Source organism: Bradyrhizobium sp. 187 (assembly GCF_023101005.1).
Lineage (GTDB): Bacteria > Pseudomonadota > Alphaproteobacteria > Rhizobiales > Xanthobacteraceae > Bradyrhizobium > Bradyrhizobium canariense_D.
In genome coordinates, this window is sequence record NZ_CP064693.1 from 3407549 (window position 1) to 3431285 (window position 23737).

Annotated in this window: 26 protein-coding genes; 17 read left to right on the top strand and 9 right to left on the bottom strand. The window is 61.2% G+C overall.

Features of this window, described 5'->3' with window-relative positions; genetic code table 11:
• Positions 1 to 26: 26 nt before the first annotated feature.
• From kynA to IVB19_RS16155, 4 genes are all read left to right on the top strand, one after another.
• On the top strand, positions 27 to 866 hold the full coding sequence (gene kynA / locus IVB19_RS16140; protein ID WP_247403097.1) for a tryptophan 2,3-dioxygenase: 840 nt from the start codon (positions 27 to 29) through the stop codon (positions 864 to 866).
• A gap of 8 nt (positions 867 to 874) precedes the next feature.
• Complete coding sequence (kynU, locus tag IVB19_RS16145) at positions 875 to 2077, top strand: kynureninase (RefSeq protein ID WP_018456312.1); 1203 nt, start codon at positions 875 to 877, stop codon at positions 2075 to 2077.
• Between the two features lie 171 nt (positions 2078 to 2248).
• On the top strand, positions 2249 to 2650 hold the full coding sequence (locus IVB19_RS16150) for a PaaI family thioesterase (RefSeq protein ID WP_026233137.1): 402 nt from the start codon (positions 2249 to 2251) through the stop codon (positions 2648 to 2650).
• Between the two features lie 151 nt (positions 2651 to 2801).
• Complete coding sequence (locus tag IVB19_RS16155; protein ID WP_026233138.1) at positions 2802 to 3431, top strand: GNAT family N-acetyltransferase; 630 nt, start codon at positions 2802 to 2804, stop codon at positions 3429 to 3431.
• Positions 3432 to 3510: 79 nt separating this feature from the next.
• Here IVB19_RS16155 and IVB19_RS16160 read toward each other — a convergent pair whose 3' ends face one another.
• Both IVB19_RS16160 and IVB19_RS16165 read right to left on the bottom strand, forming a co-directional pair.
• Positions 3511 to 3816, bottom strand: coding sequence for a hypothetical protein (locus IVB19_RS16160; protein WP_018456315.1), 306 nt, complete (start codon positions 3814 to 3816; stop codon positions 3511 to 3513).
• 95 nt (positions 3817 to 3911) lie between these two features.
• The gene (locus IVB19_RS16165; protein ID WP_018456316.1) at positions 3912 to 4598 is read right to left on the bottom strand and encodes a DUF2161 domain-containing phosphodiesterase; all 687 of its coding nucleotides are present in this window, start codon (positions 4596 to 4598) and stop codon (positions 3912 to 3914) included.
• Positions 4599 to 4741: 143 nt separating this feature from the next.
• Between IVB19_RS16165 and IVB19_RS16170 the strand changes: the two genes are divergently transcribed.
• Positions 4742 to 5089 (top strand): GrlR family regulatory protein, encoded by a 348-nt coding sequence (locus IVB19_RS16170; protein ID WP_018456317.1) that lies wholly within the window; start codon positions 4742 to 4744, stop codon positions 5087 to 5089.
• On the opposite strand, the gene IVB19_RS16175 is transcribed toward IVB19_RS16170, so the two are convergent.
• From IVB19_RS16175 to IVB19_RS16185, 3 genes are all read right to left on the bottom strand, one after another.
• Positions 5090 to 5770, bottom strand: coding sequence for an SDR family oxidoreductase (locus tag IVB19_RS16175; protein WP_247821578.1), 681 nt, complete (start codon positions 5768 to 5770; stop codon positions 5090 to 5092).
• A 40-nt stretch (positions 5771 to 5810) separates the two neighbouring features.
• Positions 5811 to 6554: a tyrosine-protein phosphatase gene (locus IVB19_RS16180; RefSeq protein ID WP_247297460.1), complete on the bottom strand. Its 744-nt coding sequence runs from the start codon at positions 6552 to 6554 to the stop codon at positions 5811 to 5813.
• A gap of 168 nt (positions 6555 to 6722) precedes the next feature.
• The gene (locus IVB19_RS16185; protein WP_371258539.1) at positions 6723 to 7004 is read right to left on the bottom strand and encodes a DUF2735 domain-containing protein; all 282 of its coding nucleotides are present in this window, start codon (positions 7002 to 7004) and stop codon (positions 6723 to 6725) included.
• A gap of 460 nt (positions 7005 to 7464) precedes the next feature.
• On the opposite strand from IVB19_RS16185, the gene IVB19_RS16190 reads away from it, so the two are divergent.
• From IVB19_RS16190 to IVB19_RS16210, 5 genes are all read left to right on the top strand, one after another.
• Positions 7465 to 8499: a glutamine synthetase beta-grasp domain-containing protein gene (locus IVB19_RS16190; protein WP_018456321.1), complete on the top strand. Its 1035-nt coding sequence runs from the start codon at positions 7465 to 7467 to the stop codon at positions 8497 to 8499.
• A gap of 194 nt (positions 8500 to 8693) precedes the next feature.
• Complete coding sequence (locus tag IVB19_RS16195; RefSeq protein WP_018456322.1) at positions 8694 to 9395, top strand: GrlR family regulatory protein; 702 nt, start codon at positions 8694 to 8696, stop codon at positions 9393 to 9395.
• An 18-nt stretch (positions 9396 to 9413) separates the two neighbouring features.
• Positions 9414 to 10097: a substrate-binding domain-containing protein gene (locus IVB19_RS16200; protein WP_026233140.1), complete on the top strand. Its 684-nt coding sequence runs from the start codon at positions 9414 to 9416 to the stop codon at positions 10095 to 10097.
• 32 nt (positions 10098 to 10129) lie between these two features.
• The gene (locus IVB19_RS16205; RefSeq protein ID WP_018456324.1) at positions 10130 to 10951 is read left to right on the top strand and encodes a tetratricopeptide repeat protein; all 822 of its coding nucleotides are present in this window, start codon (positions 10130 to 10132) and stop codon (positions 10949 to 10951) included.
• Positions 10952 to 11349: 398 nt separating this feature from the next.
• The gene (locus IVB19_RS16210; RefSeq protein WP_018456325.1) at positions 11350 to 12054 is read left to right on the top strand and encodes a GrlR family regulatory protein; all 705 of its coding nucleotides are present in this window, start codon (positions 11350 to 11352) and stop codon (positions 12052 to 12054) included.
• Between the two features lie 149 nt (positions 12055 to 12203).
• On the opposite strand, the gene IVB19_RS16215 is transcribed toward IVB19_RS16210, so the two are convergent.
• Positions 12204 to 13424 carry a hypothetical protein gene (locus tag IVB19_RS16215; RefSeq protein WP_247821579.1) on the bottom strand — a complete coding sequence of 407 codons (1221 nt, stop codon included), beginning with the start codon at positions 13422 to 13424 and terminating at the stop codon, positions 12204 to 12206.
• Positions 13425 to 14162: 738 nt separating this feature from the next.
• Here IVB19_RS16215 and IVB19_RS16220 point away from each other — a divergent pair.
• The gene (locus IVB19_RS16220) at positions 14163 to 14819 is read left to right on the top strand and encodes a methyltransferase domain-containing protein (protein WP_247821580.1); all 657 of its coding nucleotides are present in this window, start codon (positions 14163 to 14165) and stop codon (positions 14817 to 14819) included.
• A 369-nt stretch (positions 14820 to 15188) separates the two neighbouring features.
• On the opposite strand, the gene IVB19_RS16225 is transcribed toward IVB19_RS16220, so the two are convergent.
• Positions 15189 to 16226, bottom strand: a complete 1038-nt coding sequence (locus IVB19_RS16225; RefSeq protein WP_247821687.1) for a DUF418 domain-containing protein — start codon at positions 16224 to 16226, stop codon at positions 15189 to 15191.
• A gap of 315 nt (positions 16227 to 16541) precedes the next feature.
• On the opposite strand from IVB19_RS16225, the gene IVB19_RS16230 reads away from it, so the two are divergent.
• The 5 genes from IVB19_RS16230 to IVB19_RS16250 all read left to right on the top strand — a co-directional run bounded on the left by IVB19_RS16230 (position 16542) and on the right by IVB19_RS16250 (position 19788).
• On the top strand, positions 16542 to 16880 hold the full coding sequence (locus IVB19_RS16230; RefSeq protein ID WP_085352988.1) for a DUF8220 family protein: 339 nt from the start codon (positions 16542 to 16544) through the stop codon (positions 16878 to 16880).
• 550 nt (positions 16881 to 17430) lie between these two features.
• Positions 17431 to 18186, top strand: a complete 756-nt coding sequence (locus tag IVB19_RS16235; RefSeq protein WP_247821688.1) for an alpha/beta hydrolase family protein — start codon at positions 17431 to 17433, stop codon at positions 18184 to 18186.
• Between the two features lie 343 nt (positions 18187 to 18529).
• Positions 18530 to 18847, top strand: coding sequence for an ArsR/SmtB family transcription factor (locus IVB19_RS16240; protein WP_018456332.1), 318 nt, complete (start codon positions 18530 to 18532; stop codon positions 18845 to 18847).
• Positions 18844 to 19329 carry an SRPBCC family protein gene (locus tag IVB19_RS16245; protein ID WP_247821581.1) on the top strand — a complete coding sequence of 162 codons (486 nt, stop codon included), beginning with the start codon at positions 18844 to 18846 and terminating at the stop codon, positions 19327 to 19329. Before IVB19_RS16240 ends, IVB19_RS16245 begins: the two co-directional genes overlap by 4 nt.
• 45 nt (positions 19330 to 19374) lie before the next feature.
• A complete protein-coding gene (locus IVB19_RS16250; RefSeq protein ID WP_247368676.1) occupies positions 19375 to 19788 on the top strand; it encodes an MAPEG family protein in 414 nt (137 codons plus the stop codon).
• Positions 19789 to 19892: 104 nt separating this feature from the next.
• Here IVB19_RS16250 and IVB19_RS16255 read toward each other — a convergent pair whose 3' ends face one another.
• Together IVB19_RS16255 and IVB19_RS16265 are read right to left on the bottom strand one after the other, a co-directional pair.
• Positions 19893 to 20516: a class I SAM-dependent methyltransferase gene (locus tag IVB19_RS16255; RefSeq protein WP_018456335.1), complete on the bottom strand. Its 624-nt coding sequence runs from the start codon at positions 20514 to 20516 to the stop codon at positions 19893 to 19895.
• 1225 nt (positions 20517 to 21741) lie between these two features.
• Complete coding sequence (locus IVB19_RS16265) at positions 21742 to 22539, bottom strand: helix-turn-helix transcriptional regulator (protein WP_247368673.1); 798 nt, start codon at positions 22537 to 22539, stop codon at positions 21742 to 21744.
• Positions 22540 to 22963: 424 nt separating this feature from the next.
• Here IVB19_RS16265 and IVB19_RS16270 point away from each other — a divergent pair, with 424 nt between their 5' ends.
• A complete protein-coding gene (locus IVB19_RS16270; protein WP_247368670.1) occupies positions 22964 to 23146 on the top strand; it encodes a hypothetical protein in 183 nt (60 codons plus the stop codon).
• Positions 23147 to 23737 lie beyond the last annotated feature (591 nt).

A 23737-nucleotide genomic window follows, 5' to 3' on the forward strand; every position in this document is an offset into this window, starting at 1 on the left:
TTGAAGATCGATCGAAAGGGCCTGCCATGACGTCCAGCCAATACGATCCCGCAAGCGAAGGCGCTGAGACCGATTTCGCCCGGCGCATGTCCTATGGACACTATCTGGCGCTGGACGCGATCCTCGGCGCGCAGCATCCCCTGTCGGAAGCCCATGACGAGATGCTGTTCATCATCCAGCATCAGACCACCGAGCTGTGGATGCGGCTCGCCATCCACGAGCTCAGCGCCGCACGCCGTTCGATCGCGAAGGATGAGGTGCAGCCTGCAATGAAGATACTGGCACGGATGTCGCGCATCTTCGAGCAGCTCAACGGCGCCTGGGACGTGCTGCGCACCATGACGCCCAGCGAGTATACGCGCTTCCGCTCGCAGCTTGGCCAGTCCTCAGGCTTCCAGTCGCGGCAATACCGGCAGATCGAATTCCTGCTCGGCAACCGCAACCACGCCATGCTCAAGCCGCACGCGCACGATCTGGAAACAACGCAGCTGCTCGAAGCCGAGCTCGCAACGCCAAGCCTCTATGACGAGGTGCTGCGGCTCGCCGACCGCAACGGGCTCAAGATGCCTGCGGCCGTGCTGGCGCGCGATGTTCGCGAGACTCATAGCTTCAATGAAGGTGTGCTGCAGGCTTGGCGTATCGTCTACGAGGCGCCGGAAACGCACTGGATGCTCTACGAGCTCGCCGAGAAGCTGGTCGATTTCGAGGACTATTTCCGGCGCTGGCGCTTCAACCATGTGACGACGGTCGAGCGCGTCATCGGCTTCAAGCGCGGCACCGGTGGCACCGGCGGCGTCAGCTACCTCAAGCGCATGCTGGAGGTCGAGCTGTTTCCGGAACTCTGGCGCGTGCGCACGATCCTGTAGAGAATTCCATGACCAAGCTTCGCGTCTACGACGACACCAAAGCGCTGTTCCATATGCCGGACGGTGTGATCTATCTCGACGGCAATTCGCTCGGCGCGTTGCCGCTTGGCGTTGCCGAGCGCGTCAGCCGCGTCATCACCGCCGAGTGGGGCGATGACTTGATCCGCGCCTGGAATACGGCTGGCTGGTATGCCCAGCCGCGCCATGTCGGCGATCGCATCGCGCGCCTGATCGGTGCGGAAGCCGGCTCCGTCATGGTCGGAGATACGCTGTCGCTCAAGGTCTATCAGGCGCTCGCCGCCGCGCTCGACATGAACGCGTCGCGCAAGGTCGTTCTATCGGACACCGGCAACTTTCCGACCGACCTCTACATGGCCGAAGGCCTGATCGCGACCCTTGGCCGTGGCCATCAATTGCGCCTGGTGGCGCCGGAGGAGATCGAGGCTTCGTTGTCGGAGGAGATCGCGGTGCTCTACATCACCGAGGTCGATTACCGCACCGGACGGCGCCACGACATGGCGAAGCTGACTGCAAGAGCGCATGCGCTCGGCATCGTCACGGTCTGGGACCTCGCGCATTCGGCCGGCGCGCTGCCGGTTGACCTTGCAGGCACCGGCGCGGATTTCGCCGCTGGATGCACCTACAAATACATCAACGCCGGCCCCGGCGCGCCGGCCTTCCTCTACGTTGCGCCGCGCCACGCCGACAGCGTGCGCGCCGCTTTGTCGGGTTGGATGGGGCATGCAAAGCCGTTCGCGTTCGAGCTTGCCTATGCGGCCGCAGGTGGCGTTGAGCGCATGCGCGTGGGAACGCCGCCGGTGCTGGCAATGGCGGCATTGGAAGCTTCGCTCGACATCTGGGATCGCGTCGATATTGCCGAGGTCCGGGCCCGCTCGCTGGCCCTCGGCGATCTCCTGATTGCCGAGGTCGAACGCCGCTGTCCGTCCTTGAAGCTTGTTACGCCGCGCACGCATGAGCGTCGCGGCTCTCAGGTCTCCTTCGCCTACGGCGGCGGCTATGCCGCGATGCAAGCTCTCATCGCCCGCGGCGTCATCGGCGATTTCCGCGCGCCTGACATCATGAGATTTGCCATCACGCCGCTGTATATCGGTGAGGGCGAGATCGTGCGGGCAGCCGAGTTCATCGAAGAAGTGATCGCGGGCGAAATTTGGCGGCGGCCGGAGTATCAGGTGGTGAATGCGGTGACGTGAGGTACGAACGCTGTCTCCCCGTCATTGCGAGCGCAGCGAAGCAATCCAGAAATGTATCCGCAGAAAAATTCTGGATTGCTTCGCTGCGCTCGCAATGACGACCTCGGACGTCATTGCTTTGCCGCGAAGAGCAATTCACCCTGTGAGCAGAATGATTTGGGAGGAGATCCGATGACGCCGCTCGATAAACTTAAAGCAATGAAGATGCCGTTTGCCGAACTCAAGGGCGTCGAGTTCGTCGAGGCCGAGAGGGATCGCGTGGTGGCGCGGATGACGGTCAGGCCCGATCTCTGCACGCTTCATCATACCATTCACGGCGGCGCGGTGATGGCGCTGGCCGATTCCGTCGGCGCGGCGGCCACCGTGATCAATCTGCCGGAGGACGCCAAGGGCACGACCACGCTCGAGAGCAAGACCAACTTCATCGGCGGGGCCAAGGAGGGAACCACGGTAATCGCGACCGCCACCCCAATCCACAGAGGCCGGCGGACCCAGGTCTGGACCACCCGGCTGGAGACCGAGGACGGCAAGCTGGTTGCCGTTGTGACGCAGACCCAGCTGGTCCTCGTGTGAATACGGGGGGCTTGATTTTATTAAAGAATTAGTCGCTTCCGATGCCCGAAACTTGGGCAGGTTCCCGTCTTGAAAAGTTTGTTGCGATGCACAATATTGGAGGCCTAGGGATTCGAACGCCTCCTCGAGGGACACCAAGAGGAGTTTTGACTTGTCACTCGCAGCAGATTTTGGACTTGAAATAACCAACCGCCCGAAGTCCGTTCAGGGCTACGTGCGGACCTTGAGCCAGCAGGAAGAATTGCCGCTTTTGCGCGATCACCTGCTGAGGCTCGATGCCGAAAGCCGGCACGACCGCTTCAACGGTTTTCTCGACGACAGTTTTATCGAGCGTTACGCCGCCCGCTGTGCCGAGGACGGCACCGTTATTGTCGCCTATATCGTCGATGGCGTGGTCCGCGGTGCGGCCGAGCTGCATCCGCCCGAGGGCGATTCGCTGCCCGAGGTCGCCTTCAGCGTGGAAGCTTCGGCGCGGCGCCAGAACGTCGGCACCGTGCTGTTCAGCCGCCTGATCGCGGAAGCGCGCTGGAAAGGCTACAAGCGCCTGCGCATCACCACCGGCGCCGAGAATCACCCGATGCGCGCGCTCGCCAGGAAGTTCGGGGCGCATCTGCAATTCCGTCATGGCGAATCGACCGGCACGATCGATCTCGCCAAGGCGCCTGAGGACGAACTCGCTGATCTCGCGGCCTCGCCATTCAGGGCCGGCCGCGCTCTTATCAGCTTCAACTCGACCTGCTGGAAGATCATCTCCAGCATCTACGGCAATCGCGCCGCCTGACCTGAAAAATCCGATTGGAATCAAAAAAGCGGACCGGCAAAACCGGTCCGCTTTTGTATTGTATGTAGGGACTAGGCCGTCAGGTGCCGGTGCGCTTGTCGTTGCCGAAGCGGCGCACGACACGGCGTTCGACCACCACCGAGCGCTGCGCACCCTGTTCGCCGGCGATCACGCGGGTCGAGGTGATGCGGCTGTTGGTGCGAACCTGCTTCTTGACCTCGGCCTGGACGACATCGAGCGGCATGCCCATCAAGGCTGCGGCGATCTCGGCCTGCTGCTCCTGATCATCGGTGATGCCGACGGCGGCGAAGATCGCCTCGTCTAAGGTCGGGGGATCGTGGCGCACGCGCCGCGTGCCATATTTGGTATTCCAGTTTGCGTTCATAACGGCCTCGTTTCGATGCCGGGATACCTAGTGCCGTCTATGTTGCATTGCAATATGAAATCGGTGTGGCATCTCAGCTATGCACCGGTTGGGTGTCAGGGTAGTGACGGGAGACCGGCAACATCCGCAACCCGCTGTTGTGGCCAGCGTTTCAGCGCCGCCTGGCCAGCTTCCGTCAGCCCGTAGATTCCCCGCTCGGTGCGTTCGAACCAGCCATACACATTGTTAAGCATGATCTTGCCGGCATCGGGACAGCGCCGGCGCAATTCGCTCACCCGCCGCGGGCCTGCCGCGAGCTCCGAGGCGCAGGCCAGTGCCTGCTGCCGATAGGCCGTCATGATCGGCGCGCGCGTGCTGCCGCCCAGCGCCGGATCGCCCTGGCGGCGCTGATGCTCTGCGACCAGGCGCGAACGGACCTTCGGCTCCCGGCGTGGGGCTGCCGTCGGCGGCTTCACCAGCACCTCGACCTGACCGCGGTCGGTCACCCCGAGCATGCCGAAGCCGAGGCGGCGACAGAGATTGCGATACCGTGCGTCGGTCTCGCGTCCCTTGCCGCGCGCTGACATCTTTGCCGCAATCCAGACCTCGTCGCCGGCCGGTGCACGATCGACCGCCTGAAGGATCAGCTCGAGATTGAAGGTCAGCTTGAGCTCGCCGATCACCACCACCGGAGGATCGCCGGCGCTGAGGCCCACGAGATCGCAGCCGCCGATCTCGCCCTTGACCGTGAAGCCGAGCTCTTCGAGGAAGCGTTTGACAGGCAGATAGAGCGTGGTTTCCAAAGGAAGCTTCCGAATGTCACGTTCGATCGGAGAATCAGTCTGCGGCAGTTTAGCCCCGGAGTGGACTTAGAGCTCTGCGCCATTTGATCGGGAACAGATGATCCGGCTATCCTGCGGGTGGGACAATCGGGCGCTTCACGAAGATGACCATCAGGAATGGGCTCTATCATATCCGCATCGAAATGCTGGATGCCGTTCAGGGCGGCAACCAAGGCGTCATGGTGATGCGCGACGGCACCATGCGGGGCGGGGACTCATTCTTCTTCGCCTACGGCAGCTACACCTCGGCCAACGGCAAGTGGAAGGGCGAGCTGACCAACGAGGAGCATTCCCCCTCGTTCGACGAGCGCCCGGTGTGGGGCCGCAAGGTCGTGACCATCGGCTTCAGTGGCACTTACAATGGCGAGACCGCGTACGGCGAGGGCATCGCGCTCGCCGGCAAGCAGAGCATCCGTTTCAGAGGCAATCTCCGGCTCTTGGTGCCGGATTGATTACACCCGCCCGCCAACCGGGATCAGCGCGCCGGTGACGCCGCTGGCGGCATCGCTGGCGAGGAACAGAATGACTTCGGCGAGTTCCTGCGGTGTCACCCATTTGGCGAAGTGGGCCTTCGGCATGTCGGCGCGGTTGGCCTTGGTGTCGATGATCGAGGGCAGCACCGCGTTCACGGTCACCTTGCCTTTCCACTCGCTCGCCAGCGCCTCGGTGAGCCGGTGGACGCCGGCTTTCGACGCCGCATAGGGGCCCATGCCGGAGCCGGCCTGAAGCGCGCCCATGGCCCCGATATTGACGATGCGGCCGGCCTTGGACGCGGCCAGATGCGGCAGGGCCGCCTGCGAGGCGTTGAGTGCCGTCAGCACGTTGAGCGCATGCATGCGCTGCCATGTCTTGACGTCGCCGTCGCCGACGGTCTCGAAGGCGAAGCCACCGGCGATGTTAACCAACACGTCGAGCCCGCCAAAGTGTCTCGCCGCTGCCTCGACCGCCGTCTTTGCTTGTGCTGCGTCGGACAGATCGACGCCGCCGATCTCGATGCGCTCAGGCATCGCGGAGATTTGCGATGGCGCATGGTCGATGCCGGCCACGCGCGCGCCGCGTGCCAGCGCGGTCTCGGCGACCACCTTGCCGAGCGCGCCGAGTGCGCCGGTCACGATCAGAACCTTGCCTTGCATCATTGTTCTCCCGGCACGGCCGCTTAAGATTTACGGCCGCCTACGATTGCAGATAGCGCGCCTTCAGTGCGATCCGCTCCGGTGTGCCGAGCTCGAGACCGTCGCGCAAGTAGGTTTCGAGATCGCCATACTCGCTACCGACGGCCTCGAAAGCAGCCGCAAGATACGAGGCCTCGACGTTGCCGATCGCGTCGAGAACATCGGCGGGAAGATCGGAGACGTTTGATGCGTCGCGCTTGTAGTGCTGGTTGGTCAGCAGATAATCCTCGGCAATGACGTCATCAGATACGCCGAGCGCATGCAGGATCAGCGCGCTGGCAAAGCCGGTGCGGTCCTTGCCGGCGGTGCAGTGGATCACGAGCGGCGCGCGGTCCTCCAGGAGATGCCCGAACAGGTTGCGGAAACTGGCCGTGTTGTGGCGTACATAGTTGCGATAGGATTCACGCATGAGTTCGAGCGCGACCGGCGCGGTCAACCTGCCCCTGCCGAGCTCGGCGCGCAGCGCAGCCACGACTGTCGGCTCGATCGGCAGCGAATGCACGGCGATCTCGTTGACCACGCAGACACCCGCCGCGCGTTCCTCGACGCCGCGAAAATCGAAGGCGCTGCGCACGCCCAACGCGCGGACGATCTCGATATCGGCAGCAGTGAGCTGGCCGAGATGGTTGGAGCGGAAGATCTGCCGCCATCGCGTGATTCGGCCATCTGCGGTCGGATAGCCGCCGAGGTCGCGAAAATTGCTGGCGCCTTGCAGGGCGAGATGGCGGGCAGGGAAGTCTTTCATGGAGGTGTCTTGTCAGGCATTTGAAACGGTCTGTGATCACCTGCGCGACCATATAATCCCGCAATCAAGTCCGGAATGGAAAAGGGCCGAAACACCGTTGTTTCGACCCTTTTTCGAACTGACGCCGGGCATCGAGAGACCGCGGCGGTATTGAACCGAACGCAGGCATCAGCGATCCCATTTCGGCTTGGCTTCATCGACTGCTTCCTGATGGTACCAGCTGCCGCTGCAAATCGTCTCGTTCACGGGAAGCGAGGCGTGGTTGGCGGGAAGGCGGGTCTCACCGTTGCGGCGCCCCCCGAGAGCCGAGCGGCCCCCGACAGGGAATTGGTAGATCTGTGCAGATCCGTGACTCAGTCCATTGTTCATCATTGCATTATCTCCCGAGATCGCAGCGCTGGCCTCCATGGTGCGCCCGACTCGTTGGCTTGTGGTTACTGGAATCCCCATATCGGCCGTGCATTCCGAAATGCAAAGTGCTGAAAAGGAAATCAGCGTTGGCCTATTTTGTAGGCAGACTGCATTCTGCTTCCTCTAAGGCAGCGCTCGGGTGGCTAACGCGTGGGCCGTTGCGAAGGTTGCGGGCGACGGTCGCAGTCTTGGCGAATATTGCCCGACGTTGATGCGCGTTTAGCCGGCAACCTTAGACCCGGGCCGGCCTGCTTCAAAATCGGGCGATTTCCGCGGGATTTTTGCGATGCAGCTTCACGCAAAGGTGCGCCGCTATGACGCGCGGCGCACTGGCCGATCCGCCGGGAGGGAAGAGGGGGCCGGCGGCGGTGGAAAACCTCCCGCGCTGCGGCCTTTTGGCACGTTAAATGCTTGGAAAGGGTCGGCCGATGTTGGCCGGGTAAACAATCGTGCGGGGGCCTGCGGCCCCCACCTTTCGCATCATCTACAGAGAGGCTCAATGACCAAGTATAAGCTCGAGTACATCTGGCTCGACGGATATACGCCGACTCCGAACTTGCGCGGCAAAACTCAGATCAAGGAATTCGCGTCGTTCCCGACGCTCGAGCAGCTTCCGCTCTGGGGCTTCGATGGCTCCTCCACCCAGCAGGCTGAAGGCCACAGCTCCGATTGCGTGCTGAAGCCGGTCGCGGTGTTCCCGGATGGCGCCCGCACCAACGGCGTGCTCGTGATGTGCGAAGTCATGATGCCCGACGGCAAGACCCCGCACCCGACCAACAAGCGCGCCACCATCCTTGACGATTCCGGCGCCTGGTTCGGTTTCGAGCAGGAATACTTCTTCTATAAGGACGGCCGTCCGCTCGGCTTCCCGGCCTCGGGGTATCCGGCGCCCCAAGGTCCGTACTACACCGGCGTCGGCTTCTCGAACGTCGGCGACGTCGCCCGTAAGATCGTCGAAGAGCATCTCGACCTCTGCCTGGCTGCCGGCATCAACCATGAAGGCATCAACGCGGAAGTCGCGAAGGGCCAGTGGGAATTCCAGATCTTCGGCAAGGGCTCCAAGAAGGCCGCTGACGAAATGTGGATGGCCCGCTACCTGATGCTGCGCCTGACCGAGAAGTACGGCATCGACATCGAGTTCCACTGCAAGCCGCTCGGCGACACCGACTGGAACGGCTCCGGCATGCACGCCAACTTCTCGACCGAGTACATGCGTACGGTCGGCGGCAAGGAGTACTTCGAGGCGCTGATGGCGGCCTTCGACAAGAACCTGATGGACCACATCGCCGTCTACGGCCCGGACAACGACAAGCGTCTGACCGGCAAGCACGAGACCGCGCCCTGGAACAAGTTCAGCTACGGCATTGCCGATCGCGGTGCTTCGATCCGCGTGCCGCACTCCTTCGTCAACAATGGTTACAAGGGCTATCTGGAAGACCGTCGTCCGAATTCGCAGGGCGACCCATACCAGATCGCTTCGCAGATCCTGAAGACGATCGCCTCCGTGCCGGCCGACAAGAAGGCCGCCGCCTAAGATCCTCCCGGCCCGGGCTGGGGGGCTGGCCCCGGTTGGACTTCGATCCGCCGAAGCCGAAAGGCTTCGGCGGATTTTTCATTTTGCTGACAGCCGTTGCGGAGACTCATCGGACCTCATGGCCGGAAACTTGTCCATCGCCGCCGAAAGCGGGATAGACTGCGTCTGGGTGCGCGCAGGGCCGGGGACGGCTGGTGTTTGAAGGCTTCTACAAGGTGAGATTTCAGCTCGGCGACCGGGTCGGCCGGAGCGTGATGCATGCCGGCAACGGCAAGATGCTCGGCGGCAATTCGGCCTTCGCCCATATCGGCACCTACGTGAAGACCGAAGCCGGCGTCGACGTCGTGATCAACACCGTCCGCCACAACCCCGATCCGAACTATCGCGCCATGGCGGGCACGGACGATGCGACGTTGCTTGCCAAGGGCTGGGCCGACGGCGATCTCTATCGCTTCAAGGGCGAGCTCAAGGAGCTGCCCGGCGTACCCTTTCAGTCGTTGATGACACCGATCACCGAAGACGAGATGCCGATCGCCGGCGGTGTCGGCGAGGCCGGTATCGCCGACGGGCTCTACTCGGTGCATCTGCGCATGCTCGATGGCGTCGACGGCGGTCTCACCGGCGTGATGCTGCTCAACAAGGGCCGCATCCTCGGCGGCGATGCATCGTTCTATTATCTCGGCAGCTACACCGCCGCCAACGGGCGCTGGAAGGGCCAGATCCTCAATCAGGAGCACACGCCGGCCAAGGACGATCCGATCTTCGGCGGCCACGAGGTCGGCATCGGCTTCTCCGGCACCTATGATGCCGAAGAGGCGGTGCTGGAGGCAACGGCGCTCGCCGGCAAGCGCAGCCTGCGCCTGACCGCCGCGCTCAAGCTGATGCACCGCGCCTGATCGTCACGGGAATCGCTGATGGAAACAATTCGCATGCTCTCGACGCTCGGCCTGATGGGCGCGATGCGCAGCCTCTCCTCCGCGTACGAGACCGCGACCGGCGTCCACATCGATGCCGATTTCGCGCCGACGCTGGCGCTGCTCAAACGGTTGCGCGACGGCGAGGCCGCCGATCTCGTCATCCTCACCCGCGAAGGGCTCGACGAGATGATCGGCGAGGGCCGTGTGATCGCCGAGAGCGCTGCCGATCTCGCGCGCTCCTTCGTCGGCATCGCGGTGCGGGCAGAGCAGGCACATCCCGACATCGCCACGGCATCCGCACTGCGCAACACGCTGCTCGCGGCGCGGTCGGTGGCCTATTCGCGACTGGGGGCGAGCGGGGTCTATTTCGCCCGGTTGATCGCGCAGATGGGGATCGCGGAAGAGATCAACGCCAAGGCCACCATCGTCGAGCAGGGCTTTACCGCGGAGCGGCTCGTGAGCGGCGAGGCCGACCTCGCGGTGCAGCAGATCAGCGAGCTGAAGCAGGTCGAAGGCATCGAGGTGGTCGGCCCGATCCCGCACGATCTGCAAACGCCGGCCGTGTTCTCCGCCGGTCGGATGACAAACGCCGAGAACGCCGACGCCGCTGACCGGCTGCTGCGCTATCTGGCATCGCCCGAGGTGGTCCCCGTGCTGCGCCAATCGGGACTCGAGCCTTGAATTTGCCGAGACTGCGACGCAACCTGGCGTCCATGCGGACTTTCCTCGTTGCCATCCTTCTCACGCTTGCGGTGCCGTTGTCGGGGCATGGGCAATCGGCCGACCTCGTGCTGTGCGACCGGGTCGCGGCCGATCCCAGCGATCCCGACAAGCCGGCCGACGTCAGGGGCGCGACCGAGATTGCGGCCTCCGACGTTGCGACCGCCATCAAGTTCTGCAAGCAGGCCGCGCCGTCGTCGCGGCGCGCGATGTTCGCGCTCGGCCGCGCCTATGCGGCCAACCGGCAACCGGCGGACGCGATGGCAGCCTGGCGCAAAGCTGCCGACAAGGGATCGAGTGCGGCGATGGTCGAGCTCGGCGTGGCCTACGGTACCGGCTCCGGCGTCGCCAGGGACGAAGCGCAGGCGCGGAAATTGTTCGAGAAGGCGGCGCAGGCCGGCAATCCCCGCGGCATCAGCAATCTCGCCGCGCTTGGCGGCAGCGGCGGTGCCGCGCCGGCCGATCCGGCACAGGCGCGCGCATTGCTGGGCAAGGCCGCCGAGACCAACGCGGAGGCGCAGTACCAGCTCGGCATGATGCTCTCCGAAGGCACGGGCGGGGCGAAGGACGACGCCGCGGCGCGCGCGCTGTTCGAAAAGGCTGCCGCGCAAAACCATCCCGGCGCGCTGGAGCGGATGGGCGCCTTCGCGCAGGAGGGCCGCGGCGGGCCAAAGGACAAGGACGCCGCGAAATCCTACTACGAGCGCGCCGCAGCGCTCGGCGACGAGGATGCCAAGCAGGCGCTGGAGCGGCTGCGCTGTCCCTATGCGATCAAGGACAAGCAGGGCAAGCTCGTCACCACGCTGTGCTTCTAAAGCCCGATGAACGCGCTGTAGATTTATTTGTGAGCATGATCTTTTCGGGAAACCGCTGCGCATTTTTCCGGATCATGCCGTAGCGCCTCGGCCGGCGGGTTCGAAGCCGGCTTTGGTGAGTGCGCAAGGCCGTTCGCGACCGGCCAAACAAAAAAACTCGAAAAACAACCCCATGCACAGTAGCCAAGTGGTTGAAATCACAGGCCTGCAAATGGTGTGAAATCGCCATATGCGGAATTGCCGAAATTGCTTGCGCCGTCGGGCAAAACAGGCGCATGATGGCATCATGGCAGGGCGTGGCTTCGCGAATGGCCCTGCGCGAAAAAGCCCGATGGTCTTGATGCGATGGCAGTGCTAGGTAGCGCGTGCTTTCCTTATGATTTTGCGGGTCACTTGCGTTGCTGGACGGGCTCTACAAGGTTGAATACGGCGTCAACGATGCCTTCGGCCGCAGCATCATGTGCATGCATGATGGCAAGCTGCTGGGCGGAAATTCGGCCTTCGCGCATCTCGGAAGCTATTTCGAGCGCGACGGCGAGATCATCGCCGAAGTCATCACCGAACGGCACAACGACGATCCCAACTACAAGCCGCTGATGGGGGCTGATGTCGCCGCGATCGGCGCGCGCGGCCGACTCGTCGGCAACCAGATCCGTCTCGCGGGCAGCGCGGACACGATGCCGGGCGCCGGTTTCTGGGCCAATCTCACGCGGCTCGATGACGAGGGGTTGCCGCCGCAGGGGACGATCGGTCCAGGCGGGGTGGTGAACGGGCTCTATGCGATCCATCTGCGCGCGCTCGACGGCGTCGATGCCGGGCTCTCCGGCGTCATGCTGCTGATGGACGGCCGCATCCTCGGCGGAGATGCGTTCTTCTACTATCTCGGCTCCTATTCCTCGGCTGACGGCCGCTGGAAGGGCGAGATCCTCAACCAGGAGCATACGCCGGCAAAAGGCGAGAACCCCGTGTTCGGCGGCTATGAGGTCGGGATCGGCTTCTCCGGAACCTGCACGGCGGACAGCGGCGAACTCGAAGGCATCGCGCTCGCCGGCAAGCGCAGCCTGCGGCTCGCGGCCTCGCTCAAGCTGATGCGGCGGGCGTAGGGCGGTTACTCAAAGATTTGGGATCTCCGCTCGAGAGGCTGAACAGGCCTGACGTCCGAGCCGCGGCAATGTCGGCAAGTGACCCCCAAGCGGACATATCGAAATCAGGACAGATCGAAACGGCCGAGACGAGAAGCACTGCGGCTCAGCTAGGGAAGTCCTTTTGTCATCGTAAAGGGATTGAACCCACGTTCCGCAAGGGCAGCCCACGAAGCTGCGCCAAGATGTGACAATCGGAAATAGTTTCGCGGCTTGGTCGGGTCGGTGTCCAACACGAACCCCGTCGGTAACGCGCAGACAGTCGTGGCATAGAACCCACCATCGGGCGACCTCTGGGATTCGATGACAGCGATCAGCGATTCTGCCCTCTTCGTCTTGCCGAGCAATTTCATCAAGAGAGCCATTTGGCTCGTACCTTCGGTCCACACACCGTCTCGGTCTTCACCGTAAGAAAAGCCTCCGCCGACACTCATTCGCTGTTCGGCGGTCGTCATTGCCGATGCAAATTTCCCGGCCGCTCCGTGAAGCGCTGTTAAAGGCCAGATCTGGGCATCCAGAGCCAAAATCGGATTATGCGTGACACCGTCTTCAGCGGTTCCTGCGGCGAAACAGACGCACCCCGGATCCCACATCGTATTTACAAAGTACTCGGCAACCGTTGCCTTATCGCGCCAGCGCGAATCGCCTGTGCGGATCGCAAGAAGGCCAAACGCGGCGGCGAGGTCAGTATTATGTTCAGTCGATTTCCACGTCCGCACTTCCGGCGTCGGTTCGTGCCCAAACGTACCTCCCGTGAAACCGCCAGTACCGCGCGTATCGGCCCATTGCGCGACCCAAGCGCCAAGCCGCGCTGCACCATCGCGAAACGGGGAGCCGGTGTTCACATCATCAATCGACAGCAACGCCAACATGGCCCATGCCATGTTACCAACATCGCTTCCCACCTGATATCGATCCTCTAACCATTCGTTCCGATTATTGTCCCACCAACCCGGAAGTTTGGCGGAGCCATTCGCCACCACACCCGCGGCGTAAGCGTTTCGGAGCCGTCCATCATGCCAGGTCCGGTCATTATCGACGGCCCAGAGGATCGCCGCGCCCATCCGACTTGCTTTGTCTCGCTCACCGCAACCGACCAACGCGATGACGGCCACCGCATTGTCATAGAGGTATGCGGCGCCATGGAGAGGCCCCGATTCCACGGTCGGATAGCTGGGCAAAAACAACGGCCCTGGCTGCGCCTTATCAATTTGACTAGCGAGGTACCCGCATGCAGACGCTTCCGGTGTTGCCAAAGCCCGTAGTGGAGCGGTGGCTAAAATGATTATGAAGGTCGTTACGATCCATACGAAGGTTTCTATTCGGGCCACTTGGCCGTTCTCCAGGGTGGACGATGATTCTATATACCCATCGGCGAAGTCTGGAAGTGGCCCCATCGCAATCGCGCTTGCGGTGCCCGCTCATGTCCGAAGTTGAGGGTAGACCGCCCGCCCTGACTGCCCACGGCTATTGACCCACCGCGGAGTCCGACGCATCGAGCTCCCCCCGAGGGAGTGGACGGTCGGGTTCCGATACTCGGAACTCATCGGGATCGCAACGGGATTCACATGCCTTAATGAAGCCGCGCACGCTGCTTTAATTCGCGGTCCGGTAGCGAATTTGAGTAATGGGGGCGATCATGCAGGACTTTCAAGCTGAGCTGGCCTCTCGGCTCAACGACCTCTATTGCCGGCTCTCAGAACTGGAAAATCTTCGACTTCAGATCGAAGATGCGGAGCGATGCCATCGGGCTGTGATTGCACCGCCGCCCCTCGCAACTATTTCGCCGTCAAGCTCGAAAAGAGCCTGCACTTCGCTGAGGGAGCGGACGCGCTTTTGACCACCCGTGGCGGACATCGCTGTGTTGAGCTATAAGCGCAGGAGCGAACGTCCTTTTGGCATCATCTGATGGAGCAGCAAGGTCAGTGGCAGGTCGCTGGTAGTGCGCCCGAAGTGTACGAACGGGAGTTGGTCCCGGCTGTGTTTGGCCCATGGGCCCCCGTCCTGATAGACCTCGCTCGGCCGAAGCTGGGCGAACGCGTAGTCGATATTGCTTGCGGCACTGAATAGTGGCGCGCCTCGCGGCGGTGAAGGTGGGCCCTACCGGGATCGTGACGGGCATCGATCTCAATCCTGGCATGTTGAACGTGGCACGATCGCTCGGGATGGCCGATGACGCTGCCTCGGTTCAATGGCAGGAGGCCAGTGCAGACAAACTGCCGTCCGCTGACAGCGCGTTTGATATTGCGTACTGCCAACTCGGCCTCCAGTTCTTCGCCGACAGACCAGCTGCTTTGCGCGAAATGCGCAGAGTTCTATCTTCAAGGGGAAGGCTCGCCCTCATGGTGTGGTGCGGCATCGATCAAAGTCCCGGGTTTGAATCTTTAGCCAAAATACTGGAGCGCCACATCGGTCCAGCGGCGGCCACAATCATGCGAGCTCCATTTGGACTCGCCGATGCCGATGAGCTGAGCCGACTTGTCGCTGCTGCGAACTTTCAGGATATCACGGTTCAACGGAGGGTCGGTGCCATCGAGTTTCCATCCGTCGAACGATTTGTACCTAGCTATGTTGCGGGTTCGCCACTGGCCAGTCATGTATCGCAAGCAAGCGAGGTGGCTCGCGAACACCTGGCCGAAGATACCAAGTTGGAGTTGGGAAAATACGTGGGTAGTAGCGGGTTATCGTTCCCGATAGCGGCTCACCTACTCACCGCAACTGCTTGATACGTCCGCTGACGGCATGGCCCTTAGCGGACCGCTGGCCTAGCCGCGCGGCCCCCGAGGGAGTGGATGATCCGCCGGTTTGCACGGGACTTTTGAGCACTTTTGCACTTATCAGTCCTGCCGCGATGGTCGCGCTAATCAAGCGCTCCATCGAACTCCTCCAAGCATCAGCTCCTAAAGTTCAAAGCCGAATGCCATCCGGTCGTCGACCTCCGAGCGATGCACCGTCCTGAGGGGAGTGAACTTCATCCATCCTTGCACGATGAGGCTTGAGCGGGGGGCTCATTTGGCGATGCCCGCTTCTGGCCCGTGGCTGACCTCAGCCCAGAGCGCGGCGATGTCCGCTTCGTGCAAGTGACCCGACCAAGGTTATGCTGGCTGAAGAGGGCAGCCTTTGACCCCCTGGCAGACCTCGGCTGGGCGCTTGCTCGAGCTGGTCAGACGATCATGAGACATCGGCTGCAGTATGCCGTACATCAATGTCCGCCATAACCATTCGACCGGGCCGTACCTGTACCGGTCTAACCACCAACCGCTGACAAATACCTGGCAGACGTAGACGAAAAGCCCGATAGCAGTGCTTCGGCCGCCCCGAGCTGCCCAAATAGCCCGAGGCCGTATCCGTAGAAAATCCAGCCAAAGATCATGGACTGAGCGAGGTAATTCGTGAATGCCATGCGCCCTAGCAGCCCAGCCCAGCAATCGCTTGCCGTTCGCCAGATCGGCGACGGCGATGATCATTGCACCGTAGCCGAAAGCCAGCAGGATCGTGCCGGTGGGAGTGGCCAGTGCGCGGAGACCGACGCCCGCTACGACGCCGCTTACTCTTAGGAGGATCAAGACTGCGCCTAGCCCAGTACAGCTGATTGCTGTCAAGAACAGGAGTGGACGATCTCGCTTCCTCAAGGCATTGCTGCGCCAGACGAGGGCACCAATCGAAAATAGCCCTATCGTCCGCGGGAATACGTAGATGTGGAGAGGAACGATCACGGGGATTTCGCTGACCCGGAACGCCAGCACCTGCCCGAAGCTGCCCCCTGCATAGACCTGATTGGCTTCAAGCACATGGCGTTGCAACGAAGCCAAGCTGGGAAACAATCCAGGAGGGGACCACACCTGCATGGCCAAATACAGCGCCAGGAATGTCGCCGCGCCGCATGAAAGCAGCCAGCGGGGGCCAAACAGGAATGGTAGGACGACTAACCCTGCGATCGCATATTCGGTAAGAATGTCACCATTCCAGATCAGGAAAAGGTGAATCAGTCCAAACGTCAGCAAGGCGATCAGACGGCGAAACAACAGAAGCGCGCGATGCGGGTTCGTCGAGAGGTGCTCATATTGAATGGCAAGTCCAACTCCGAATAACAGTGAGTACAGGGCAAATGCCTTCATATCGACCGCGAGCATCAAGACTGTCTCGACCGCGCGGTCAAACGGAGGTGCCGGTCGCCCGGCGGGTAAGAACTGCTCGAAGATTGAGACGCGGAATTCAGTGACGACGTTAATAGCAAGGACGCCGAGCAACGCCAGGCCGCGAAGCACATCGATAGTTTCGATTGGGTTTACAGGGCCGGAGCGGCTCTCACAGCTTATGGCGACCATTGCACGAGCACTATAGGTTGGGGCAGGAGATTGGGCCAGTTCAGTTCTGGTATTGGCCTGCAGCGGACTTCGGTGCATCGGTACTAGAGAGCCTATGGTCGTGGATTCCGGGAGGAGAGCTTGAAGAACATTCAGATTATAGATCGCGCGGTCAACGCGACGTTCAGCTTGTTTCAAGCGACCGATGATGAGTTCGCTGCTATCTTTCCCGGCCCGGGCCAAGACATGGAGTTGATTGAGGACTTTACCGAACGCGCTGGGGAAGAGCAGGCTTTGCGAATATTGTCGCCCGTATGGGAGCGCCCCATTTTGAAGCGCGATGCGCAAGGTGTCCACGGGACGCTGTACTTCGAGTATGCCGACCGGAGGCAATCTCTTCCGGAATCTAAGAGAGAGGTCGATTGGCCCGATTCTTACGTTAATCTTGCGCAGCGCAAGCTGTTTGCCAGCAAACGTTAGGGCCTGTATCTGGCCCTGCGACTCGCGGCGATGTCGGCTTGTAACCCGTTGCAGACGTTCGGACGACCAGCCAGATTATAATTGTGAACAACGTCACAGAGCCGAAGCTTGCCTTTTGGCAAGCTCTACCTACGCTGCGCACATGTTGTTCGGGGCTGCGATGGGCGCGTTTCCCTGCGTTTTATTGGTCTTTTCATCTTGCTTGCTTGCGGCTCAGCGGGAGGCGGACCGACGTGCAAGCTGCGCGAGGCTGGTAGCGGCAGTCAATGCGGCACAGTTCGGCCAAGTTTGATCCGAGAGTTCGCTGGCGAATGGGGGCACTGATGGCCAAACTGTATTGGATCTGTGCTGCCGTACTCGGCTGCTTGATGTCGCCTGTGCAAGCTGCCGGTGTTCAGCTTCTGGATACCGATCCAATCTGGCTGGCGCTATATGGTACCCTTGCGCAGCAGCGGCGCAACGAGTGCCCCTCGGCAAACTCACTGTCCAATTCATTGAATCGATTGAAGGTACGAAGGACTGTCCCGTCACAGGAACGAACTTGCCACTCGTGATCGTCTCGCACGGACGCGGTGGTTGGTTCGGACAACACGATGACACGGTGCAGGCCCTGGCAAACGCTGGATTTGTCGTCGCCTCGATCAACCTTCCGGGTGACAATGGAAACGATTCCTCGCAACGAGACAGCCTTTCCATTCTGGCAACCCGGCCCGCCAGCATTATCCGATTGCTTGATTTCATCTTGAATGACTGGAAAGACCGGGCTGCGATTGATTCCTCCAGGATCGGCTTCTTTGGGTTTTCGCTCGGCGCCTATACCGGATTGGTGTTGGCGGGCGGCAATCCCGATCTCCGGAGATTTGCGCTCTACTGCTCGGACGCGAACCGAACGCGGGCATGCGAGCAACTCCGTAGCGGCGACATACCAAGCAGCTTGCCTCACGAACCTCGTATCCGAGCCGCAGTGCTCGCCGATACGGCAATTAACTTTGCCTTTCCCGCCGACCGCTTGGCAGACATCACAATCCCGCTGCTGATCTGGCGATCAGAGTTTGGCGGCGCAGGCGTAGACCCGAAAAACTCAGCGCTCGTTGCTCAGTCGCTGCCCGGCAAAAAGGAAGTGCGCGTGGTGCCTGCCGGTCATTTTGCTTTCCTGTCGCCATGCACAGCAGAGTTCGCGGAGAAGCTTCCTCGCTTCTGTACTGACCCGCCGGGTTTCGACAGGACGGCATTCCATCGCGAGTTCAACGCCAGCATCATCAATTTCTTTCGAGAGACTCTCGTTCGCCAGGGCGAGAGCCGTTAGCAGCCGATCTATGCGCGATGGACGGCCGCATCCTGGGCGGCGATGCGTTCTTCTACTATCTCGCGGCGAGCTCGAAGGCATCGCACTCGCTGGGAAGCGCAGCCTGCGATTGGCGGCATCGCTCAAGCTGATGAGGCGGGCCCAGAACGGTTACTCAGAGATCTCGGATGTCTGCCGAGAGGGTAACGCAGGCCTGACGTGCGACCGCGGCGAGGTCGGCAAGTGAGCCCAAGCTGACGTCTGGCCCAATATCATCACGTTTGACGAGATCATTAGTTTATGCTTATCATTAGTTATGGCTAATGATAGATCCGCTACCGTAACGGCAACCCTTCGGCGAAGCATGGCGAAAGACAGCGTGCAACTGGCCGCTCTGGGCGATTCGACCCGCAGACGAATATTCGCATTGCTGGGCGCGCGGCCGCGCACTGTCGTTGAACTCACCCGTGAACTGACTGTCTCCCAGTCAGCCGTCTCTCAGCATCTGAAGGTGCTGCGCGAATCTCATTTGGTTCGTGCCGAGCCGAAGGGAGCCAGCAACATTTATCACATCGATCCAGCGGGGCTCAGCCAGATGCGCGCCTGGCTTGACCGGTTCTGGAGCAGCACACTGGCTGCGTACAAAGTGGCCGTAGAAAAATCAGTGGAGGACCAGAAATGAGCATCCGTGTATCGGCGGCACCCATCAAACAATCGATCGTGGTTGAGGCGCCTATCGAGCGCGCGTTTAAGGTCTTTACGGAAGACTTCGGCAGCTTCAAACCACGCGAGCACAATCTGCTCTCCGTGCCCATCGCAGAGACCGTGTTCGAGCCCCGGGTCGGCGGTCACATCTATGATCGAGGTGCCGACGGCAGCGAATGCCGCTGGGCGCGTGTGTTGGCTTTTGAGCCGCCGAATCGCGTGCTTCTAAGCTGGGACATCAGCCCGCGCTGGCAAATCGAAACCGATCCAGACAAGACCAGTGAATGGGAGGTGCGGTTCATTGCCGAGACGCCAAGCCGGACTCGATTGGAACTTGAGCACCGTCACCTCGAACGTCATGGCCGAGGTTGGGAAGGCGTGAGCGAAGGCGTTGAAGGCGATCAGGGTTGGCCGCTCTACCTGAAACGGTTCGCCGAGCGGATAGCCCGCGAGACATGATATCCGCGTAACCTATGCGACGTGATCGCATTTGCGGAGGTCCTTATGACAGCCTACTGGCTTAGCATTGTCGGGGTGCTTGCCCTTTGCCTCCTGTCAATTTTGCTGGCGGTCTATTCAGGATTCTCCAAAGGCAGGGCCGGGGCACTCTCCGGACCTGTCTTGCCGTTGGATGACGATAACCTGCTGTACCGGATCGATCGCGTCCACATGAACGCAGTGGAGGCGCTGCCGCCTTTTGTCGTCCCGACAGTCCTGGCTACGTTGGTAGGGGTAAGACCCGTCACGCTTGCAACGCTTGTATGGGTCTATGTCGCAATTCGTCTGATCCACGTTGCGGTCTATTTGCGCGGCGGTAACGCGGCCAAAGGCGGCAGCGTCAGAACCATTCTCTATGTTTCAGGTGCCCTCGTAACGGTCATCCTCATTGTCGTAACCGCCCTGGCAGCCATCCACTAGGGTATCAACGCTGGCCGCCTGACGACAGCGGCTTTTGGCCCGAAGCGAGTGATCTGTGCAATTCGCAAGTTGTGGCCCTGCAGACGTGGGCTGCAGCGTGAAATTCAGCATGATCTGATGAAGCTGCTGAACTGGAAATTCTGTACCGATTGCCACGGCGTCGCGTGCTTATGACGCCGATGATCCGTCAATGTGAAGCCGGCGCCGAGCAGTGCGGTGATGCTGTCAGCGGTGTGACGTGTCACGGGCAAGCCGCTGCATTTCTCCGGACCATCGATTGCGAATGTGCCGATGATGACATGACCGCCAATTTTTACGGTTCTTCGGACGCACGCGACATAAGCCGCTTGTTCTTCCGGCGCGGTGAGAAAATGGAACGCTGCACGGTCGTGCCAGATGTCATGATGGCGCGCTGGCTGCCATGTCGTCACATCGGCGACGATCCAATGCACGGCGTCGCCAGCGGCACCGAGCCGTGCACGCGAGGCCGCGAGCGCCGCGTCGGACAGATCAAGGACGGTCAGATCTGCATATCCAGCCGCCAGCAGCGCATCGACCAGCCGAGCCGCCCCACCGCCGATGTCAACAATCGGTGAGGTAAGCTCTGCGGCGGCCAGTGCGATCAATTCGAGCGAAGGCGACGGGCTCTCCTGGAACCAGCTTAACTCGCGTTCGCCCTTGCTCTCGTATACGTTCTCCCAATGGGCCGCCCGGCCTGAAATCGTCATGAAACCCGATCCCTTCCATGCTGACCCCGCCAATACTCGACCGCAAGCATTACTCCATCCCTTCAGTGTTCTCGCCCTCGGCGCTCCTGCGTGAAGCGCGGCGACAGCGCGGCCTGCCACGGCAGGATGTCCGGAGGTCTGCATTCTAGACCCGGACGGCGATCTCGTCAGGTGACCCAAGGCGGACCATGACCTGCAAATTCCGAGCTGGCGATCACTTCTAAGATTGCTTCGTTGAGCCGGTTTCCCACGCTACCGGCCCAAGTTGATTAAGAAGTGGCCCAAATTCGTTCCTGTATCTGGAACTGAGTATCTGGTTTAGAGTCTCGTGATCGCCGCCCGGTCCTTGGCTTTTATCGGTGACAGAGAGTCCTGCACGCTCCCGCCTTTGACAATCGCGGTGAGCTATGTGTGAGAAATGTGACGAGATCGACCAGCGCATTGCGCGGTACAAGTACATAGCATCACGTATCACCGACCGAATTACGCTCGATGGCATAACCGAATTAATCGAAGCTGCGCCTGCCAAGAAGGCCGCTTTCCATTGCAAACCCGAGCAACAGTGAGGCCGCGTTGAACCTAAACGCCGGCGGTCCGACCAATGTCTACTGGAGGATTGCGGTTTCCAGTTCCAACGTGGCGCCACTGAGCATTATTGGGCTTGGTGGCGTTTTCGTTTAGGGGGAATTTCGAAACTCAGAGCGGCCTATTTCGACCTCGATAGGGGCGCTGGCCTGTTTCCCACCTCAGTGGCCCGGTTTGATTTTAGCCCCGTCCTGCCTTTCTTTGTCGCAATCGCTCAGCTTGTCCAAGGCATCAGTGGCTTAACCCACATATAGGGCGTAGACTCAGCCGATCACCGCCCCGCCATCGGCATCTATCGGTGACTGAGAGTATCGCGCTCCCGCCTCCTACCCGGAGAGCACTATGCGCACCAAAGCCGTACAACCCACATTGTCGTTGCAGAATAGGCTTATGCTCGAGGCTAACCGCCTCGAAGGCGATGCAAACAGGCTGCCCCCATGGCCCCCTTCGGGAAGCCATGATCCGCGCAGCGGGACTAACCGAAAGTGCGCATCGAATCGAGAATTGGCTGTCCTCGGCAACGTTTACGAGCGCCAACGTGACCAACGATCGCTGTCGTATTCATCTTCCTGCATCTCAGCGAGGTCCGAGACGAGCCAGAAAGGGAAGGGCATCCAGGGCGGCTCCGCGGCTTCAGCCGTTATCGCAGCCTGCCGAGCCACAGCGCGGCGAGGGACTGGCGACTGCGCACGGCGAACTTGGCGTAGATCGACTTGACGTGGAAATGCGTGGTGTTCGGACTTTGCTCGAGCTTCTGCGCGATCTGCCTTTCCGTGTCCCCGGCGAGCAGTCCGAGCAACACGCGGCGTTCAGCGGGTGTGAGGGGCGCGTTGGCGATGAGCAGTCCGTGGCTGAGCAATTGTTGACGGTGAAACCACCTCAAGGCGCGCATCACGAAGCCCAGACGCTGGCCGTCCTGTGCCGTAAAGCGGGGTTGCTGCGCATCACGAAATACGAACAGGCGAATCCTCAAATCGTCATTGAGCGCAATGCGCACGGAGATGCTGTCGGCGAAGCCGACGTCCAGATAGTGGCGCCGATAGTGCTTGCCCTTGAACCATTCCGGCGGCAGCGTTTCGAACAGCAGGCGGACGCGGAACGGCTCGTCGCCCAACATTGACAAGATCTGGGACAGGTCGACGTCGTCGGACCAGAGCGTATCGTACTGCTTCTGCACGGATGCCGCCACCGCCGGTATCGGGTCCAGCACCCTGACGAGACGCGGACGCCAGCCGAGCAGGGGATCGGTCCGCTTCGGCGAAGGCAATCGCACGACCACGCCCCACAGCACATTGCGTGCCGACAACATGGTGCGCAGTGCGGACAGCAGGTGGGTCAGCGCGGCGTCACTGTCGGCGACCGAGAAGTCGGCCAGCTGATCCCAGAGCGCATAGACGTCTTGATTTAGCGGATCGATGGGATCCGTGGAGAGATGCATGTCATTTCCAGATTGTGCCGGTCGCCGAGCTCAGAGGCGACCCCAGAGGCCTTCGACCTCCGCGAGCATACATAAAGTACAGCGAACCACCTTTCCAGGTAGTTCTCAGATGCACCAAATGGCGCGATATCGGCACGGTTACCGGGAATACAGATTCTCTCAGCGTAACGACATTGGGAGATCGACGATGCGTACGACGACGGGCGCGCGCCGGCCTCAAAGGCCTGGCGAAGGCCGGACGGAGAGGCGATGGCGGCGCGGTTTTTTCCTCGCCCTGTCATCCGCGGTGCTGATTACACTCTCAGCCTTTGCGCAGCAGCCACCGGCAAGGGTGTCGATCCGCCCCGGGCGTTAGCGTTCCCTGATCAAGCCGCTTTTGCACGCGTTTCCGTCGCTCTCGGAAGTTGATTGGCATGGAAATCTCATGATCCGGCCAGCCTGCCGGGTTTCTGATCGGCTCGTCGAGCCAGAAGAGCACGGCATCGTCGCTTTCATCATCTCGGCACTGCATGCGTCGCGGCGCCGCCTGGCGAGCCGCGTCATACGCCAATGTGAGCATTTGCTCGGAAACGAAGCCCAAAAAACGTCCGGAGAACAAGAATGGTGACGAGCAGAGTGACGCAAACAAGATTGGCGGCCCGATCCCATGCCCACAATGAAACGGGCTGGCTGCTGGCAGTCGCCGCCGCATTCCTCATCGTGCACGCCGCCGCCTGGATCATCTGCGGACATGTTTCGAGCAACGAGGGCGCGCATTCCCAACCTGAGCCGATATGCCTGTCGTGCGATTGACGGCGCTGCTGGATTGCAAACCGATCCGCGGAGTCGATGCGCCGGCGCTCATAAATCGCAGCGAACCACCTTTCTAGGTAGTTCTCAGACCCCTCGTGTGACGCGATATTCGGCGCGGTGACTGGGAAGACGGATTCTCTCTGCGTAACGACATAGTTGAGCGGGCCTCCGCAGAACTTAAGCGCGTGCAGAACACGTTGCCGATATACCACCCCGCCTCGCAATCGTCGCGCCGTGACGATTGTTTGCCGTTTTCAAGGATCCAGCCATGCAACGCTTTTCTGTTTCGTGCTCCGGTCGCGAGACATTCCCGGTCGTCGACACGGCAAACAAGAGCGTTTCTGGAGTTACGTCATGAAGGTCAAGCTCGGTTCGACGACGCGGCTGCAAAACAGCAGCAGCATTC